Below are 15,746 nucleotides of genomic sequence, written 5' to 3'. Positions count from 1 at the left end.
GGCGACTAAAACGACGTAATCAGTGAAGGTCAGACGTCAAAATCATCGGGAAAGGCTTCCCGTAACTGATGCTGTTCGTCTTCATAACCCTCTTCCAGCGTATGCGGTAATCTGACTTTTAATCCTCTGCCGATCTGATCGGCAATAAAACTGGCGCTGAACAGGCGATCGGCAAAGATTGGGTCGGTTTCGGCAAACTCTTTGGCGGCATAGATGCCCATGGTCATCGTATGGATTTTACTTTTATCTTTCTCCTGACCTGACAACAGTGCTCTGAGGAAAATAAGCTGATTCACAATAGAGTCATACATCGGCTCAAGTGCTACACCGCCGGTGATGGTTTTAATCATTGCCGCTCTTTTTTGTGCCAGGCGTAATGCACGCTCAACATAATCTAATGCGGTGTCACTGTTCATGATTATCTCCCTGCTTTCAGGCGTTTTTATACCAGGATCAGCCTGATCCTGCCCAGCGGTTATTTGCCCTTCACTACGGAGCACGTGAGAACAGTTGCTCAGCGAGTGAAAGTATTTCCTCTCTCTGAGCGACTTTTTTAACCCACTCTGTTGGGATACCGGATAACCCATACAGAGCTCCAGCCAACTGCCCGGCCGTTGCGGCTACGCTATCGGCATCATCAGCCAGATTCGCCGCCAGTAGCACTGCATCTTTGAAGTTGTCCGTCTGCCAGACTGCCCATAGTGCAGCTTCAAGCGTATCAATCACATACCCGGAAGAGCGAATCTGATCGCGGGATTTCTGTTTGTACTCACCGGCATTGATCAGCGTGACGCGCAGCGCTGCGGGCATTGAATGTGGCGCAAAGCTTTGCTGTTTATTCTGCCCATTGAGTAGATGATGCAAAATAACGTTAAACAGTTGGCAGCCGCTGATCGACTCCGTGGCACCGTGTGTGGCAATGCTTTGTAAGCGCGCATCATTCCAGCCAGCAATAAAAGATTTGCGGCGGAAAATAGCAGTAGGCGCATGGCGAATGATCGCCGCATTTCCGGCCGTTCCCGCTGCCGTATTCCCGGCCCAATCCGGCCCCTGTAAGATGAACTGATCTAGCGCATGGCGTGTTGCATTGCCGATATCAAAACAGACGCCGTTAACGCTGTTCGTGCCATGCTTATACCAACTCACCAGTTTTTGACGAAATAGCGTGATATCACAATCACCGGCTTCGAGGTAAGTTTGCGCCAGACACAGCGCCATGGAGGTATCGTCTGTCCACTCGCCGACTTGCAGGTTAAACGGCCCTCCTCCTACCATGTCATGGACATGTTGTTTATCGCGCGGTAAAAACTCCAGCGTAGTCCCTACCGCATCCGCAATCGCCAGACCGAGCAGCGCACCCTGGGCCTTGTCCAGCGCTTGTGCCTCACTGATCGATTGTGGAACGGATTGCATCCAGGGTGCGCCTGAAAATGTCAACGGTTGAGGCAGATACGCCAGTGAAGGCTCACTTTGGCCAGGTAATACGGGAATAGCGTGCAGATAGCGCTGCGCATAGGCAGTCAGTTCAGCTTCAGATTTTCTTAAATCAATCATGAGATTCCTTGCAGATTAAATACGATTAAACACAGCGAATGTCCGGAAGGTAACAATAATCAGCGGGTTCAGGTGCTATTTTCAAATAAACGTGTTTACGCACACTGAGGCTTTTGCGATGAGCCATAGCGCCGAATGGCGTTAGCGTGGGGGCAGGTTTTATACAGATTGAGATCTGCTTTTATCGTGATGTGTTAAGCAAGAAAATCGCAGCACCCTGAGGTGCTGCGTGATAACGAGACTTATTGCGGCGTGACGATCCAGACACCTTCCTGATTAATGGTCAGTTTCTGTTGCCGGGTGGCGCTGTCGTGCGTCACTGCAATCAGGTAATCACCGCGTGGCAGTTGCAACTGGGCGAAACCGTTGGTCGCTGGGGTCGCTGACTGCTTCTCACCGTTGAGTAACAGCGCGTCGCCTTGCTGCATCCGCACATAGACTTGCGCCATAGGCTTCGCCGGTGGTGGTGGCACTTCAGCCGCAACCGGTGTAGCCGCCAGTGAACTTGCTGCTGGTGCACTCACTGAGGCTGCTGCCGTCGGCTCCGGTGCTGACTTGCCACCTCCGGCCATCAGGGCACCAATGCCCACGCCAACCACCACGCCAGCGGCAACCAGCCCTGGCCACAGCCAACGCCGCCAGGGTTCGGTTTTCTCTGGCTGCGCCTCTGCGGGTTCTTCCTCTTTCACCGGCACCAGCATGGTGCCCAATCCACCGGGACGCGCCAACAGGCTTTCATGAATATCGCCGTCACTTAACTGGAGCAGATGCGCCAGCTGATCCATATCCTGCGGACGCCCGGCGGGATAGAGCGCCAGCATCTGATCGATGGCGTGTAACAGCGGCAGTGAGTAACCCTCTGGGCGACGCTGGGCTAACGGCTGATAGTTATCTTCGATACTGCGTACCACGCTCACTGGCGGTGGTGTGCCGGTAATCAAGGTATGCAGCACCGCACCCAGCGCATAGATATCGGTCCATGCGCCCTGCTCACTCTCATTGTTATCACTGTATTGTTCAATCGGCGCGAAACCCGGCTTCAACATGGTTTCAGTTTCATCGTTCAGGTTGCCAATCGCCTTGCGGGCGGAACCAAAATCGAGCAATACCGGGCGCATATTGGCCTGAATCTGAATGTTATCCAGCGAGATGTCGCGGTGCAGATAGCCCTCAGAGTGAATCACGCGGATAGCGCCAATCAGCGGTGGCAGCATATCGCGAATAAAGGCTTCATTGATGACCTCTGGTCGCTCCTGCGCCAGCTGTGACAACGTTGTCCCGCTGTAAAACTGGGTACCCATGTAAGCGGTATCGTTCTGCACCCAGAAGCGCATCACATGTAGCATGTTTGGGTGGTTAAAGCGCGCCAGCAAACGCGCTTCCTGAATGAAGCTGTTTAATCCGGCATGGAAAGATTTGCTGAAGCGCTCACTGCGCAACACCAGGTTCAGGTTATCGCTGCGCACAGCCAATGAGGCTGGCATAAACTCTTTGATCGCAATGGTGCGTTCCAGTTGATGATCCCAGGCGCGATAGACGATGCCAAACCCACCGCCGCCAATCACCTCTTTGATCTCAAACTCGTTGAAGCGGTAGCCCACCGGCAGTGCGTTAGGCCGTGCTTTTTTATTATCGATTTCTGACATAGTAGACAAATCTCTTCTGGCTACAGGCCTCAGGCCTCAAACTGACAGTGAAACTCGCCCTGCTGCAGCGTGACATGTAGCTGGCGATAGGTAGTTGCCTGCACCGCAGCACTGAGCAATAAGCGGCTCATCTGTGGCAACAGAGTATTGGTAAGAATGGCATCGATCATACGACCGCCAGATTCCACTTCGGTACAGCGCGAGACAATTTGCGAAATCACCGCCTCATCAATATGCGCCTCTACGTTGTGGTTCTCCTGCAAGCGTCGGGTTATGCGCCCTAACTGCAGTCGCACAATGTCAGCCAGCATGCTGTCGCTCAGCGGGTAATAAGGCACCACCAGCAAGCGTCCGAGTAACGCGGGAGGGAACACCTCAAGCAACGGTGTGCGCAGCGCCTGAGACAGCGCTTCTGGCTCTGGCATCAGCTCTGGGTCGGCACAGAGCGCACTGACCAGAGAAGTTCCTACGTTTGAAGTGAGAATAATCAGCGTGTTACGGAAATCGATACGCCGCCCTTCACCATCTTCCATCCAGCCTTTATCAAAGACCTGGAAGAAGATTTCATGTACATCCGGGTGGGCCTTCTCGATCTCATCCAGCAACACCACGCTGTAGGGGCGACGCCGTACGGCTTCGGTCAATACGCCGCCCTCGCCATATCCTACGTAGCCTGGCGGTGCGCCTTTCAGCGTTGAAACCGTGTGCGCCTCCTGGAACTCACTCATGTTGATGGTGATGACGTTCTGCTCACCGCCATACAGGCTTTCCGCCAGCGCCAGCGCCGTCTCGGTTTTACCCACACCGGAAGGGCCGCACAGCATAAATACGCCGACCGGTTTATTCGGATCGTCCAACCGCGCGCGTGAAGTCTGTACTCTGCGGGCGATAGACTCCAGCGCATGACGCTGCCCAATCACCCGGCTGTTGAGCGTATCCGCCAGTTGCAACACCGCATCAATTTCGTTTTTCAACATGCGACCCACTGGAATACCGGTCCAGTCGGCGACGACCGCGCCCACCACGGTGGCATCCACAGCGGCAAACAGCAGCGGCGTTTCACCCTGAAGTTCAGCCAGCGCCTGTTGGGCGGTGCGTAACTGTTGTTGCACGGCTTCATCTTCCTGCTCGGTCAGTGACGCGCGCAGGGCGATGATTGCATCCACCTCATCGCGCTCCTGCTGCCAGCGCTGCTCGAGTGCCGCTTGCTCATCCACAACCTCAATGCGCGCTTGCTGCAACTGCGCAATACGCCCGGCATCACCACAGCCCACTCGCGCTTCACGCGTGGCAATATCAAGCTCGACATCCAGGGCGGCAATCTGCCTGTCACAAGCTTCTAACTGCGCCGGACGTGCGCTCTGGCTGACTGCCACACGCGCACAGGCGGTATCCAACAGCGCAACGGCTTTATCCGGCAGTTGACGCGCCGGAATGTAACGATGGGATAAGCGTACCGCTGCCGTAACCGCTTCATCTAACAACAACACGCGGTGATGTTTCTCCAGCGCGGCCACGGTGCTGCGTAACATCAGCACCGCCTTCTCTTCATCAGGCTCTTGCACCTGCACGGTCTGGAAACGTCGCGTCAGTGCCGGATCTTTCTCAATATACTTTTTATATTCAGCCCAGGTGGTGGCGCCAATGGTACGCAGTTGGCCACGTGCCAGTGCGGGCTTCATCAGATTGGCGGCATCTCCCGTGCCCTGTTGACCACCCGCCCCCACCAGGGTATGGATCTCATCGATAAACAGAATCACCGGGACCGGGCTTGATTGCACTTCGTTAATCAGGCTTTGCAGACGCGCCTCAAACTCCCCTTTCATGCCTGCGCCAGCCTGCAACAGGCCAATGTCCAGTAGCCACAGTTGCACCTCTTGCAACGGTGGCGGGACTTCACCAGCCGCAATGCGCAATGCCAATCCCTCTACCACTGCGGTTTTACCCACACCGGCTTCTCCCGTAAGTAGCGGGTTATTCTGACGGCGACGCATCAGGATATCGATCATCTGGCGGATCTCATCATCGCGCCCTACCACCGGATCGATTTTTCCGCTGCGTGCCTGAGCCGTGAGATCCTGGCCATAGCGCGCCAGGGCACTTTCGCTCTGAGGAACGTTGGCTGAAGGTTCATTACTGGCGGTAGCCGCTTCTGCGGACTCCGAACTACTCGCCAGCAGCGTGGCAAACTGCGCCGCCAACTGCGCTGCATTGATACGGTTAAATTCAGCCGAAATCGCCGTTAGTTGGCTGGACAGGCTATAGGTGTTCAGGATGCCGAGCAGCAGGTGGCCGCCCCGGATTTTGCCGCTGTTGTACTGCAGTGAGCTGTTTACCCAGGCGCGCTCTACGGCACTGTCGATATGGGAAGAGAGATCGGAAATGGCTGTAGCCCCGCGCGGCAGGCGCTCAAGTGCCGCCACCACATCACGGGTAAGTGCTGCTTCATCAAGCTGAAAATGGCGAATCACAAGCTGTAGGTCACCCTCCGGCTGCTGAAGCAACTGATGTAACCAGTGCACCAGCTCTACATACGGATTGCCGCGCAGTTTGCAAAACGCGGTGGCACTCTCCAGAGCGCGAAACAGTAAGCTATCAAGTTTGCCGAACAGAACGGCACGGCTGATTTCTGACATGTAAGGTCTCGTTTTTAATTGGAATAAATGATGATGTTATGCGGCGTGTGAGGCACTGATTTGTTCCGGTTGATACAGCAAATCGCCACGATCTTTATCCTGTGACTGCTGCCCCAGCCAACTGCTGTACCCAAGTTGCTGCGCCCCTCCGAGTTGCACGCCACTAACCGCACTGGCGGCCAGCGTCAGGCGAACATCCCAGAGAAACTCGATACCGAGGTACTGGCGCAGCCAGTCACGCAACTGCCGCGATTTATCGCCCTGCGGCAGAAAACGCCCGTAATCCTCATGGGAGAGCGGCCCGATTTCGATGCGAATTTTGTGCTGCCGATCGTGTATCGCTTTCCCGAGAAAGGCATTCTCCCCCAACCGTGACACCCCGCGTCGCCCGCGCAACTGCGCCTGGTCATTGGTTTCCAGCGCCATCCAGTGCGGTACGTTTTCAAGTACCGTGACCGGCACCTGGAAGAAATGGCGCAGGCTCTTTTCCAGACCTTCACGGTTGTGCGCCTGGCGGCTGAGGTGCCCTGCCACACTAAAACGGGCATGGCTACTCAGGTCACTCTGGTCTAACTGCCCCGGTTGCCCCATACCAATTAAGCAGGCGAGATAGTTTTCGAAGCGACGATCGTCAGGTCGATCCAGTGACACCGTGGGTTGCGCATCGGCCCACGCCCGATAGAACAGCAGTGTGAGACGATGATGGAAGATATCCGCAAACGCCGTCAGGCTGTGATCCTGGTGATGCGTTTGCCGTTCACGCGCATATTCCGTCATGTGCAGCGGCAGCGGGCCATTCGGTCCAAACAGGCCAAAGCTAAAGATGCTGATATCCTGCAACGCGCTCCCATCACGCTGGTTGACCGCCGCCAGTGTGGCTGGCGCAAACGCCAGTGACGGTTGCTGGCCGAGACGAATCGGCTCATGCCGTGGCAGCGGTGCCCGGCCTAGCGGATAGCGTAGCCCGCCTTGTGCATCGATGCGGCGCAACAGCTGGAACAGGTCGTAGCGCCACGGTGCCGCGTGCCGCTGAGGCCAGAAATCCGGCGGGAGGCGATTCAGGGCACGAATCTGCATCGCATCTTTACTCATAGCAGGCTCCTCTTACCGCTGCGCCTGCGCCAGATACCCACCTGACCACGTTGCTGGCTCGTCATGCTCAGTTCGGTAAAACTGTTGATAGAGACCAGCCGCGAGAAGACCTGATCAAGCACGCTGCCTAGCACCCACGGACTGATACCCGAAAAGGCTTGCTCATCCACCTGTAGCTCAATGCTGATGCCTCGGGCGAAAACAATTGGCCCCGGCTCAGGCACGCGGCGATTCACCGGGCGCAATGTGCAACGACGAATGCCTTCAATTTGCCGGGCGATTTGCGCTTCCGCCAGGTTGGCATACAGCCCCAGCATCTGACGCAACACCCCGGAGGCTTTCCCCTCCTCCTGCTCCAGCAAACTCAGATAGTTCATCTGCAAGTGACTGATTAACCGCCAGGTTGAGTAGCCTTCTGCCAGCGAGGGCCGTGGCATGGTCGGCCCTTTGCGTAAGGTGGTGTTCGCCACCGGCATGGAACTGGGCAGCGCGAAGCTGGCGCGATCGGGTTGCGCCAGTAATAGCGGTAAATCACGGTTGGTACACATCACTTCTGCGCTGAATGTCTCCAGACCGTCAGCCCAGGGCGATTGCGCTTCATCTACCAGTGAGACAAACACTTCCGATCCCACATAGCCGGTGCGGGTGCCGTAACGGTGCGCTTGTTCAGACAGACGACGTGACTCACGACGCACCGCAAAGTAGGCCCCGTAGTTGCCCTCATCACGGCTGTAACTACTCCAGAATGGCCGGAATTCCCGCTCAACGTTATGGCCGCTGGCAACCAGTCGATCAACGCTGAAAATCTCAAAATCCAGTGGCTTAAGCGCATCCACCACCAGGTGATACTCATTGCGGCTTTCATTGAAGCGCTCGCGCCGGGCTTGCTGCGGGAACAAATTGATGACCGGAGTACAGTTCAGCGCCAGGTGCGATGCATCGACTACGCGTTCCAGCGCGACTTCGCGCTTATCCAGCAGGATAATAATGTCGAACTCACGCGCCTGCGGGCTGATGCGCTGTAAGGGCTTGAGGCCGTGCAGGCTGATGAACTGAAAACGTTGGGGAAACGCGAAGTACTCTTGCATCAGGCGGTAGCCACTGAAATTGCGCATTTCATCGGGCAACAGCGCCTGTTCTGGCGCAAAGCCTTCCTGACGTAACGCATCATCGGCCAGCAGGAGCTGCTGTGGTTCTTCTTCCCGCGTCTGGCAATACTGGCCGATACCATGCGCCAGTAGCAGTTCCAACAGCCCACTGGCTTCAATGTCCGGTCCACACAGACAAAACATCAGGTCATCGGCCCGCAAATGCTGTAACTGGACTTTTTCATCACAGGCCAGACGAATTCGCAACGCGCTGGCCGCTTCACGGGTATCAATCCCCATCCGGCTCAGGGGAGCATCCACCGGAACACCACCCAGCTCAACGTGTTGAATCGACAGCGGATGCAGCACAACGTCCTGGGCTGTGGTAAAGGCACAGTAGACGCCTTTCTGTTTCAGCGCGACGTTTTCTAAACGCGTACCCCGCGCCACACAGAAACCATTGCCGACATCTCCTTTGCTCATGTCCGGATGCAGTTCAGCAATCGCCATGGAGGGCATCGGGGCGAGGTAGTTGGGGGCGATCATCTCCAGCAAATGCTGCGAGAAGCGCGGAAACTCCGCATCCATTTTCAACTGCACGCGTGAGGTCAGAAAGGCGAACCCTTCCATCAACCGCTCCGTGTAGGGGTCCGCTACGTCAATACCGCGCATCCCAAGACGTCCGGCGACTTTGGGATAGCGCTCGGCAAATTCGGCACCCATTTCGCGCAGCCACGCCAGCTCGCGGTTATAGTAATCGAGCAGTTTTGTATCCATGATTTACCTCTACGCCACGCCAACATCTTTTAAGTCGAAGGAGCCGCTTTCCAGGTCGACATCGGAGCGGAACAAAAACTCCAGTGGCCAGGGAACGCACCACAGGCGGCCACGGATCTCGATCGAGACCAGATTGTGCAGCGTCAAACTGGTGGTATCCGACACGCAGCGCACTTCCAACCCTTCAGGCATGATGCGCGGTTCAAACCGCACAATCGCCTGGGTGAGATTGTTTTGCATGTCGCTCCAGTTAATCTCCGAGACGCTGCGACCGGCCAGTGGCGCGACGCCAAAGTTGAGCACCGATTTTTCTACCTGCGGCCACTCATCGAGGTCCTGCTGTCCATTCAGGTTGATGGTGTTAAACAGCCATTGCAGGTCACGCAGCACGTTGCGGCGCAGCGTGGTGTGGGAGATGGCTTGCTGCCCTGCGGATTCTTCGCTCAGGTGCGGAGCATCATCAGTGAGGCGATCCAGCAACGAAGGCTGTAGCCGATCGCGTGCCGTGACCGTTTCACGCTTTTTGCGCTGGCGCACGCCCCCATAGAGCAGCTCAAGGCTGTCCTGAGGCTTATGCATCCGCCACATCTCCGGTGCTGAACACCACTTTGCTCAACGTCAGCAGCGGGAAATCCTGCTCCGCATCGAGCCAGCTTTTCTGTCCACGGCCTGTCCAGAGCTGTTCATCTTCGGTCTGCCATTCGGTCATTTGCCCCCTACGTTCCGCGTCTGAAGTCTGGTTATCAAACGGGTAGCGCACCGGGATCTGGCAGACTTGCTCGCTACCATCCACCAGCTGAATCCGGCTATGACGCCACACCAGGTCGGTGACGCTGGCCGGTGCCTGAAACTCAATTTCGGCAATCGCGGCAAACGGCAGCCAGTAGTAATGACCATTGACCAGCGTTTCACACACCGGGCCAAACCGGCCATCACCGTCACTCAGCCAGGCTACGTGAACCGGCTCCGCCTGCCCTTGCAGGTAGAGGGTTGCGGTGGTTAACGGTGCAGCGTCCAGTGCCGCTGCACGCAGGGATTCGGCGGTTTGCCTGTCACCGGCAATTTGCGCCTGTAACCCCAGGTGCAGTTGCGAGACCCAGTGAAACTCTTCACCCGGCAGACGTGGCTGTTCCTGCCCGGCAAATACCCCGGCACGGCTGATTTCCCCGGCAATACACTGATCCAGCAACGTGACCGTGGGCGCAGCCTGCGGTGCTAACGCCAGCCAGGATTTAAGCTGGGTACGCGCACGCTCCCAGTCACCGTTAAGGCACATTAGCTGGACCAGTGCCGCTCGCGGGTCAGCACTGGCCGGGTTCTGGCGCACCTGCTGTTGCGCTTCCGCCAGCGTTTCAGCCAGCGTTCTCCCGCCTATCCATTGCGTCAGTGAGTTCATTTTTGCTCCTGGGTAACGGTGCGAAATGCCCCGGCGGTCGGGTCCTGCAACTGAGGTGACAGGTTAGCGATCAGCGCCACGGGCAGTTTATCGCCGTTGCTGAGGTAGCCGTTCCAGGCGTTACGCACTTCAGCCAGACGGGCTTTTACCGCATCCGGGTCGGCCGCTTCCTGTGGATTCATCTGTACCGCCAGACTGCCCGCACTGCTCCAGCTATGCTGCTGGGGCTGCCAGGGTAAAATCAGCCAGCTTTGCGGTGATTTATCGTTACTCAACACCATGCGTTGATTGTTGACCGTGGTGATGTGAAGGGCACTGTCAGTTCGCTTCAATCCGCTGACAGGGAACCCTGCCAGGAAGGTGATGCGACTGCTTTTTGCCGCGCCAGAACCCATCAGCGTGATGTTACTTTGTCCAGTCAGCCAGCCATCATCACCACATTTCATGCCTGACTTGCCTGGCACGAACAGGGCTGAGCTGGCGCTGTCATCCATCCAGTAGGTGCGGAAATGGCAGCCGTTCAGCAAGTCAAACTGCTGCCATGCTGTGGTGTCTGCCGGGGGGGACAACGGTGCGGCAGGCGTCGGTTCTGGCGGCGCAGGCTGATCGACCATCACCGCCCATTTGTTACTTTTCAAGGCTTCACCTGAAGCCAGTGTTTCACCCTGGCCGTCGTTCATTTGCCACTTCAGGGTGTTCAGCGTTGGGCACTGTGAGCTTAAGAGGCTCGCCAGACGTGGCAGATAGTCATCCAGCACATGGGGATCGCGGCTTTCATGAGAAACCACGCGCAGCGGTAATTCGGCACGGCACCAGCTGGCAACATCGGTGTTTTTGATGTTATCAACCCAAAAATCGAGTTTCAGCGCCGGCGAAGAGACCAGTTGAACGCCTTCTGCCGCAGCACCCGTAGCAAAACAGAGTGCCAGCGCACCTGAGATCCAGTATTTCATGTTTGTCCTTGAGAGATACGTCAATCAGCCCCGGGCGGGGATAAACTGAGCGGTTTCAGCCAGTGAGTGCAATAACGTGGTGTCCTGGGGTGAACCCACCCACACCGCCTGTGCGCTGAAGTTGTCCTGTCGCTCGCCGTTGGTGCGCGGCTGGCTGGCAATGATCTGCTGCATCAGCGTCAGCCACTCTTCCGGGGTGTTAACCATGTGCAGAGACTGCTCCATCTGGCGCTCATCAATGTCATGCCAGAAGCCATCCGTGCAGAGTAAGAAGGCATCGCCATCTTCAATCGGCACCACTTCGCTATAGCTGGCGTCTCGCCCTTCATCTTCCATGCCGAGGGCAAAATAGAGCATGTTGCTGTTGATGCCTTCAGTGGCATGTCCGGCATCACGCATGCGTTGAACCAGGCTGTGGTCGGTTGTCACCTCACGAATATAGCCACGGCGGAACAGATACAAACGGCTGTCGCCCGCATGTGCCCAGTAGGCCAGCTCATGGTCGCGGTCAAGAAACAGCCCCACCAGCGTGGTGCTCATGCGCCGATTCTGCTGGTTTTGCTGTTGCTCATGGCGGATAGCCTGTTGCGCATCCGCCACAAAGGTGCGAATGCGCTGGGCGTCCAGCGGCTGGCTGGCGTCAAAGGCATTCACAATGGCGTTACGCGCAATCAGTGAGGCAACTTCGCCACCGGGCAGGCCGGCTACGCCATCACAGACGACGAAGCAGGCTGCACGTTCGCCGATGCGATCGCCGATGTGGTCTTGATTAGAGGCGCGGTCGCCCTGTTTTGAGATCGAGGCAGTTGTAATATTTATCATGTGTCCGATGCGTTCTGAGAGTCTTTATACTGGTTAACTTCCATGTCGTAGGCGTGCAAAAAGGCTTCGCCGAACAGGGTATGAAAGTCATCTTCGATTTCGCCCGCAGTGGCTTTATAGCGTTGGGTGAAATGTTCCCACAGAGCAGCTTTACGGCTGCTGGCGAAGCCAATGCGTGAGGTCAGTCCCTCTTCTTTGGCTTCGGCTTCCAACTGTTCAGGATTAAACGACTGCAACATAGCGGCGATAATGGCGCGAATACCGGCGATCATCCCGAGCTGGTGCGCCTGCAAATCGACCAGCGCGTCACGCACGGACTGGTTCGGGGCCATAAAGCCCGGCATCCGGCTGCCATACATCTGCATCAGGACAGATTTGCCTGATGGCAGTAATTTAAACGGGTTGTTGGCTTCATCGAGAATGACCGTCATTTCCGCTTTCACCCCACGCTTGAGGATGGAGCGAGATGAGAGCAGAGCCACCGTGCCTTGTGAGAACATGCCCAGCATTTGTCCGAGCTGATGCATTTGTGCTTTATCAAACTGCGGTACGGGCTGGAGATCTTTGAGCCCCATTCCCTCGATCAGCGCATCCAGCAGCTCGCCATTTAAACGGCTGTCGTTGGTCTGTGGTGCGGTGTTTTGCTCTGCGCGTGCGGCACCGTAATCGACCGGATCAATACGTAAGCGCCCTTTCGGCGGCGGTGTGACCGTGCGCGTGACGGTCTGCGGCGTTGGCAGCGTAATTCCGGCGTAATCATTGCGTGGTGCTTCGCTGACCGGCTGGCTGGATGGCAGTTCAGCAAACAGCGGTGATGAAGCGAGATCGGCCAGTTCACTGTCAGCTTCTTTCTCTGCCGGTATAGCAGGTTCAGCCTGTGGTTTCGCTTCTCGCGCATGTGGCGGCAGATGTTTTTCTGCTTCAGCCAGGGCAGCCAGCAGCGGATCAGGGGTTTCCTCAGCCGTGTCGTTGGAAAGCAGGCTCAGCAGGCTCTCTTCCTCTGCGTGGGCAACGGGTGTTGCTGCATTACCGTCTTCGACTGTTTCGGTGCCAAACAGATTCAGCGGGTCGCTCTGGTTGGGTGTTTTGCTCAAGGCTACAGTGGCAGGAGCCTGATTTTCAGGGGTTTCCTCAACCATTTCCGGTGTGGCTGCTGGCGCGATAGTGCTGAGGGGTTTCGCGCCTTGGGCCAATATTCCCAACGGATCATCGGTGCTCAACGCCGTCGGAACCTGCTGTAACTCAGCGCCGAAGAGTGCCAGTGGGTCCTCTTCTGTTTTTGCCTCGCTGACTACGGGCGTCACCTTCTGTTCACCGGTAGGACGCGTTAATGCCGAAGGCGTGACATCCGCAAAAATGCTCTCCCCTTCAAACAGGCTCTCTTCCGCAAACAGTTGAGTCGGGTCGGTGCTGCGATGCAGCTGTTTAGTCATTTCATCGCTGGCCACGATCTGTGCCAGCGGGTCTTCCGGGTTACGATCGGAAGCGGCCGGTTGCGCGAACGGATTGACGAACTCTGGCGTTTTAGCAGCAGTTACCGCTGGCTCGGGCAAGGCCTGGGGTTTGGGCTGACGATTGCTGGAGAGGTTATCGGAGATGGAAAACTCATCCACCAGCGTATCCCAGATTTCTGCCGGGATCGGCGCGGGCTTATCTTCTTCTTCCACTACCGGCGCAACAGGCTGCACCGGTGCGGCTGGACGCGTAACTGGCGTCGGCTTGGCTGCTACCGGCTGTTGTCCTAGCTCGCTGACCAGTATCACATATTCACCGATACGCAGTTCATCGCCAGCACGCAGCTCGGCCTGCTGCTCTTCTCCCAGTGGGATATTATTGAGCACGAAATGGGTCACACGTCCGCGTTCGGAAATACTGCATTCGCCACTGGCAGAGGTATGTACCAACGCCTGCAAACGCGAGATCATCCGGCTTTCATCCGGCAACTCAAGGGTGTTGCTGCCCCGTCCAATCGTGCCGCCCGGCGGGTAGAAATCACAAATCATCTGCGGCGGCTGCGGGCCGGGTTTGGTCGTTATAATGGTAAATCGCATAACGGGTTCCTGTTCAGGTCTGTGCGGCATCAATACCTCGGCGGTTTTTTATTAAAACCGCCGAGGTATTGATACGGAGATAAATGTGTTTGTGGGACGATGGGTTGTGTAGATGCAGCGTATTACCACTCAGCTCAGAGGGCGTGAGAGACTTGATTGTAAGACGCTGCTGATCATTTTATAGAACGATATAATTATTCTGGATATTCCTCTGTAATATATAACTCTTTTTGTAGCTGTAAATTATGCAAAAAATTCGATTGTTTTAATCTCATCCAAAAAAACCACATCACATTATTTCAAGTAACATAAGCGCAGTACCAGAAAGAAAAAATAGCCCTCCTACACAGAGTGAGAAAAGGTGGTACTTATAAAGATCTAGCATCCATTGCACTTCTGACTTGGGTTTATCCTGCATAAACCTATAGCAAGCTTCATCCACATACTTATTTCTTTTCTCCTTCATTTTCACGCCTCGATAGAGACGGATGAAAAAGAGGATTTTAAAGTCCACAAAGTGATGGCTCAAGAATCTTGAAGCTAACGCGATCCGGTCAAGGAAGAATCCTTGCTGTGTGTAATCATCGAAGAGAACGGCGTATTTATCTTCAATATGCTTAAATTTCATGACCATCAGGTAGTGGATGCACAAAAAGATTGCCAGCGATAATGAATTGACAATTGCTAATAGTAATATGGATGTCATAGCAGCCTATCCATAACGATATCAGTTGCTTGACCAGAATACATACCACCTAATATTCCTCCAGCCGCGGCACCAACAATGCCACATGCAAGCATACCTGCCCCTCCGGTTGGAACCCCGAGAGCTATACATAAAGACGTTCCTAATACACTACCTAATTTACCACCAGCTATAGCACCAGCTGTGCTCATGCCAAATTTTGAATATTCTCTAATTGCTACTTTATAACACTCACTCTCTCTTCCTGTTGTACAGGCGTTATATACTTCATTTGTGGTATTCAACCCAGCAATCCCTATGGCTACCCAACCACCTTTTTTCATAAAACGGGCCATTTTAGCAGAACGTTCAATGAAAGTAGCATAGCCTCTAATTGGTCCAACACCAGCACTGCGCCAATCATGAACAATAGAGCGACTAGAAAGGTTCAGTGCATGTTTTAACTTCTGGTAAGGTAATAACTTTAATGTAAGACGAGAAAATTTATTAAGTAGCGATTCAAGTTGAGCAAAAAGCTGCCGTCGTTCGACTAAGAACTGCTCACCTATAAGGAGATTTCTGGTGACAAAATGATTACGATATGTTGTTTCAATTTGAATAAGTTTTCGGGTGATTTCATTATAGTAACGCTCACCAGCATCTCCAGCCACATTGAATGCTTTGTCCATGTAATTCGTCACCGCAGCAATAGTTGCGTAGTGTCGGTGAAAAAAACTGGCTTCATCCCCTGACATAGTCCCTAAACTATTATTAGCGATTCTTTTAGCATTCTGTAAGGTCGAAATTGCTTGGTGAGAATTATTCCCATTTGGATCAGCTATGATTAGCATCTGTCCTGGCTTTGCCCATGAAATTTCTGCGTTCATCCTTAGAAATAGCTGGGTTGCAGGAGCATTGTGATAGCCAAAAATTGAAACAGCTTGTTCTGTTAAACTTCCTGGACGTTGTACTACACAAAAACCGGGTTCAAGAGTAGATTGCATGTTCATTTGATACTCCTATATGCATTATTTTGATTGAAGGTA

At 54.8% G+C, this 15,746-nt stretch carries 13 protein-coding genes; all 13 read right to left on the bottom strand.

The window, feature by feature from the left end:
- Window positions 1–29: 29 nt before the first annotated feature.
- The 13 genes from B880_RS0109570 to B880_RS0109510 all read right to left on the bottom strand — a co-directional run bounded on the left by B880_RS0109570 (window position 30) and on the right by B880_RS0109510 (window position 15,710).
- Window positions 30–416: an immunity protein Tsi6 family protein gene (locus B880_RS0109570; RefSeq protein WP_017347180.1), complete on the bottom strand. Its 387-nt coding sequence runs from the start codon at window positions 414–416 to the stop codon at window positions 30–32.
- A gap of 73 nt (window positions 417–489) precedes the next feature.
- Window positions 490–1,554 (bottom strand): ADP-ribosylarginine hydrolase Tri1, encoded by a 1,065-nt coding sequence (gene tri1, locus B880_RS0109565; RefSeq protein WP_017347179.1) that lies wholly within the window; start codon window positions 1,552–1,554, stop codon window positions 490–492.
- Between the two features lie 242 nt (window positions 1,555–1,796).
- On the bottom strand, window positions 1,797–3,200 hold the full coding sequence (locus B880_RS0109560) for a serine/threonine protein kinase (protein ID WP_017347178.1): 1,404 nt from the start codon (window positions 3,198–3,200) through the stop codon (window positions 1,797–1,799).
- A gap of 29 nt (window positions 3,201–3,229) precedes the next feature.
- Window positions 3,230–5,836, bottom strand: a complete 2,607-nt coding sequence (gene tssH / locus B880_RS0109555; RefSeq protein WP_017347177.1) for a type VI secretion system ATPase TssH — start codon at window positions 5,834–5,836, stop codon at window positions 3,230–3,232.
- 36 nt (window positions 5,837–5,872) lie between these two features.
- Complete coding sequence (tssG, locus tag B880_RS0109550; RefSeq protein ID WP_017347176.1) at window positions 5,873–6,928, bottom strand: type VI secretion system baseplate subunit TssG; 1,056 nt, start codon at window positions 6,926–6,928, stop codon at window positions 5,873–5,875.
- A complete protein-coding gene (gene tssF / locus B880_RS0109545; protein ID WP_017347175.1) occupies window positions 6,925–8,793 on the bottom strand; it encodes a type VI secretion system baseplate subunit TssF in 1,869 nt (622 codons plus the stop codon). Before tssF ends, tssG begins: the two co-directional genes overlap by 4 nt.
- Window positions 8,794–8,802: 9 nt before the next feature.
- A complete protein-coding gene (gene tssE, locus B880_RS0109540) occupies window positions 8,803–9,372 on the bottom strand; it encodes a type VI secretion system baseplate subunit TssE (protein ID WP_017347174.1) in 570 nt (189 codons plus the stop codon).
- On the bottom strand, window positions 9,365–10,189 hold the full coding sequence (locus tag B880_RS0109535; protein WP_017347173.1) for a type VI secretion system accessory protein TagJ: 825 nt from the start codon (window positions 10,187–10,189) through the stop codon (window positions 9,365–9,367). The genes tssE and B880_RS0109535 overlap by 8 nt, the downstream gene beginning before the upstream one ends.
- Window positions 10,186–11,142, bottom strand: a complete 957-nt coding sequence (locus B880_RS0109530) for a hypothetical protein (RefSeq protein ID WP_017347172.1) — start codon at window positions 11,140–11,142, stop codon at window positions 10,186–10,188. The genes B880_RS0109535 and B880_RS0109530 overlap by 4 nt, the downstream gene beginning before the upstream one ends.
- A 24-nt stretch (window positions 11,143–11,166) precedes the next feature.
- A complete protein-coding gene (locus B880_RS0109525) occupies window positions 11,167–11,961 on the bottom strand; it encodes a PP2C family protein-serine/threonine phosphatase (protein WP_026042529.1) in 795 nt (264 codons plus the stop codon).
- A complete protein-coding gene (tagH, locus tag B880_RS0109520) occupies window positions 11,961–14,015 on the bottom strand; it encodes a type VI secretion system-associated FHA domain protein TagH (RefSeq protein ID WP_017347170.1) in 2,055 nt (684 codons plus the stop codon). The genes B880_RS0109525 and tagH overlap by 1 nt, the downstream gene beginning before the upstream one ends.
- A 289-nt stretch (window positions 14,016–14,304) precedes the next feature.
- Window positions 14,305–14,721 (bottom strand): hypothetical protein, encoded by a 417-nt coding sequence (locus B880_RS0109515; protein WP_017347169.1) that lies wholly within the window; start codon window positions 14,719–14,721, stop codon window positions 14,305–14,307.
- Window positions 14,718–15,710, bottom strand: a complete 993-nt coding sequence (locus B880_RS0109510; RefSeq protein ID WP_026042528.1) for a hypothetical protein — start codon at window positions 15,708–15,710, stop codon at window positions 14,718–14,720. The genes B880_RS0109515 and B880_RS0109510 overlap by 4 nt, the downstream gene beginning before the upstream one ends.
- Window positions 15,711–15,746 lie beyond the last annotated feature (36 nt).

Source organism: Pantoea sp. A4 (genome assembly GCF_000295955.2).
In the GTDB taxonomy this organism is placed as follows: Bacteria; Pseudomonadota; Gammaproteobacteria; order Enterobacterales; family Enterobacteriaceae; genus Pantoea; species Pantoea multigeneris.
The sequence above is the reverse complement of the archived record's forward strand: the minus strand, read 5'-3'. Positions and strand labels throughout refer to the sequence as shown.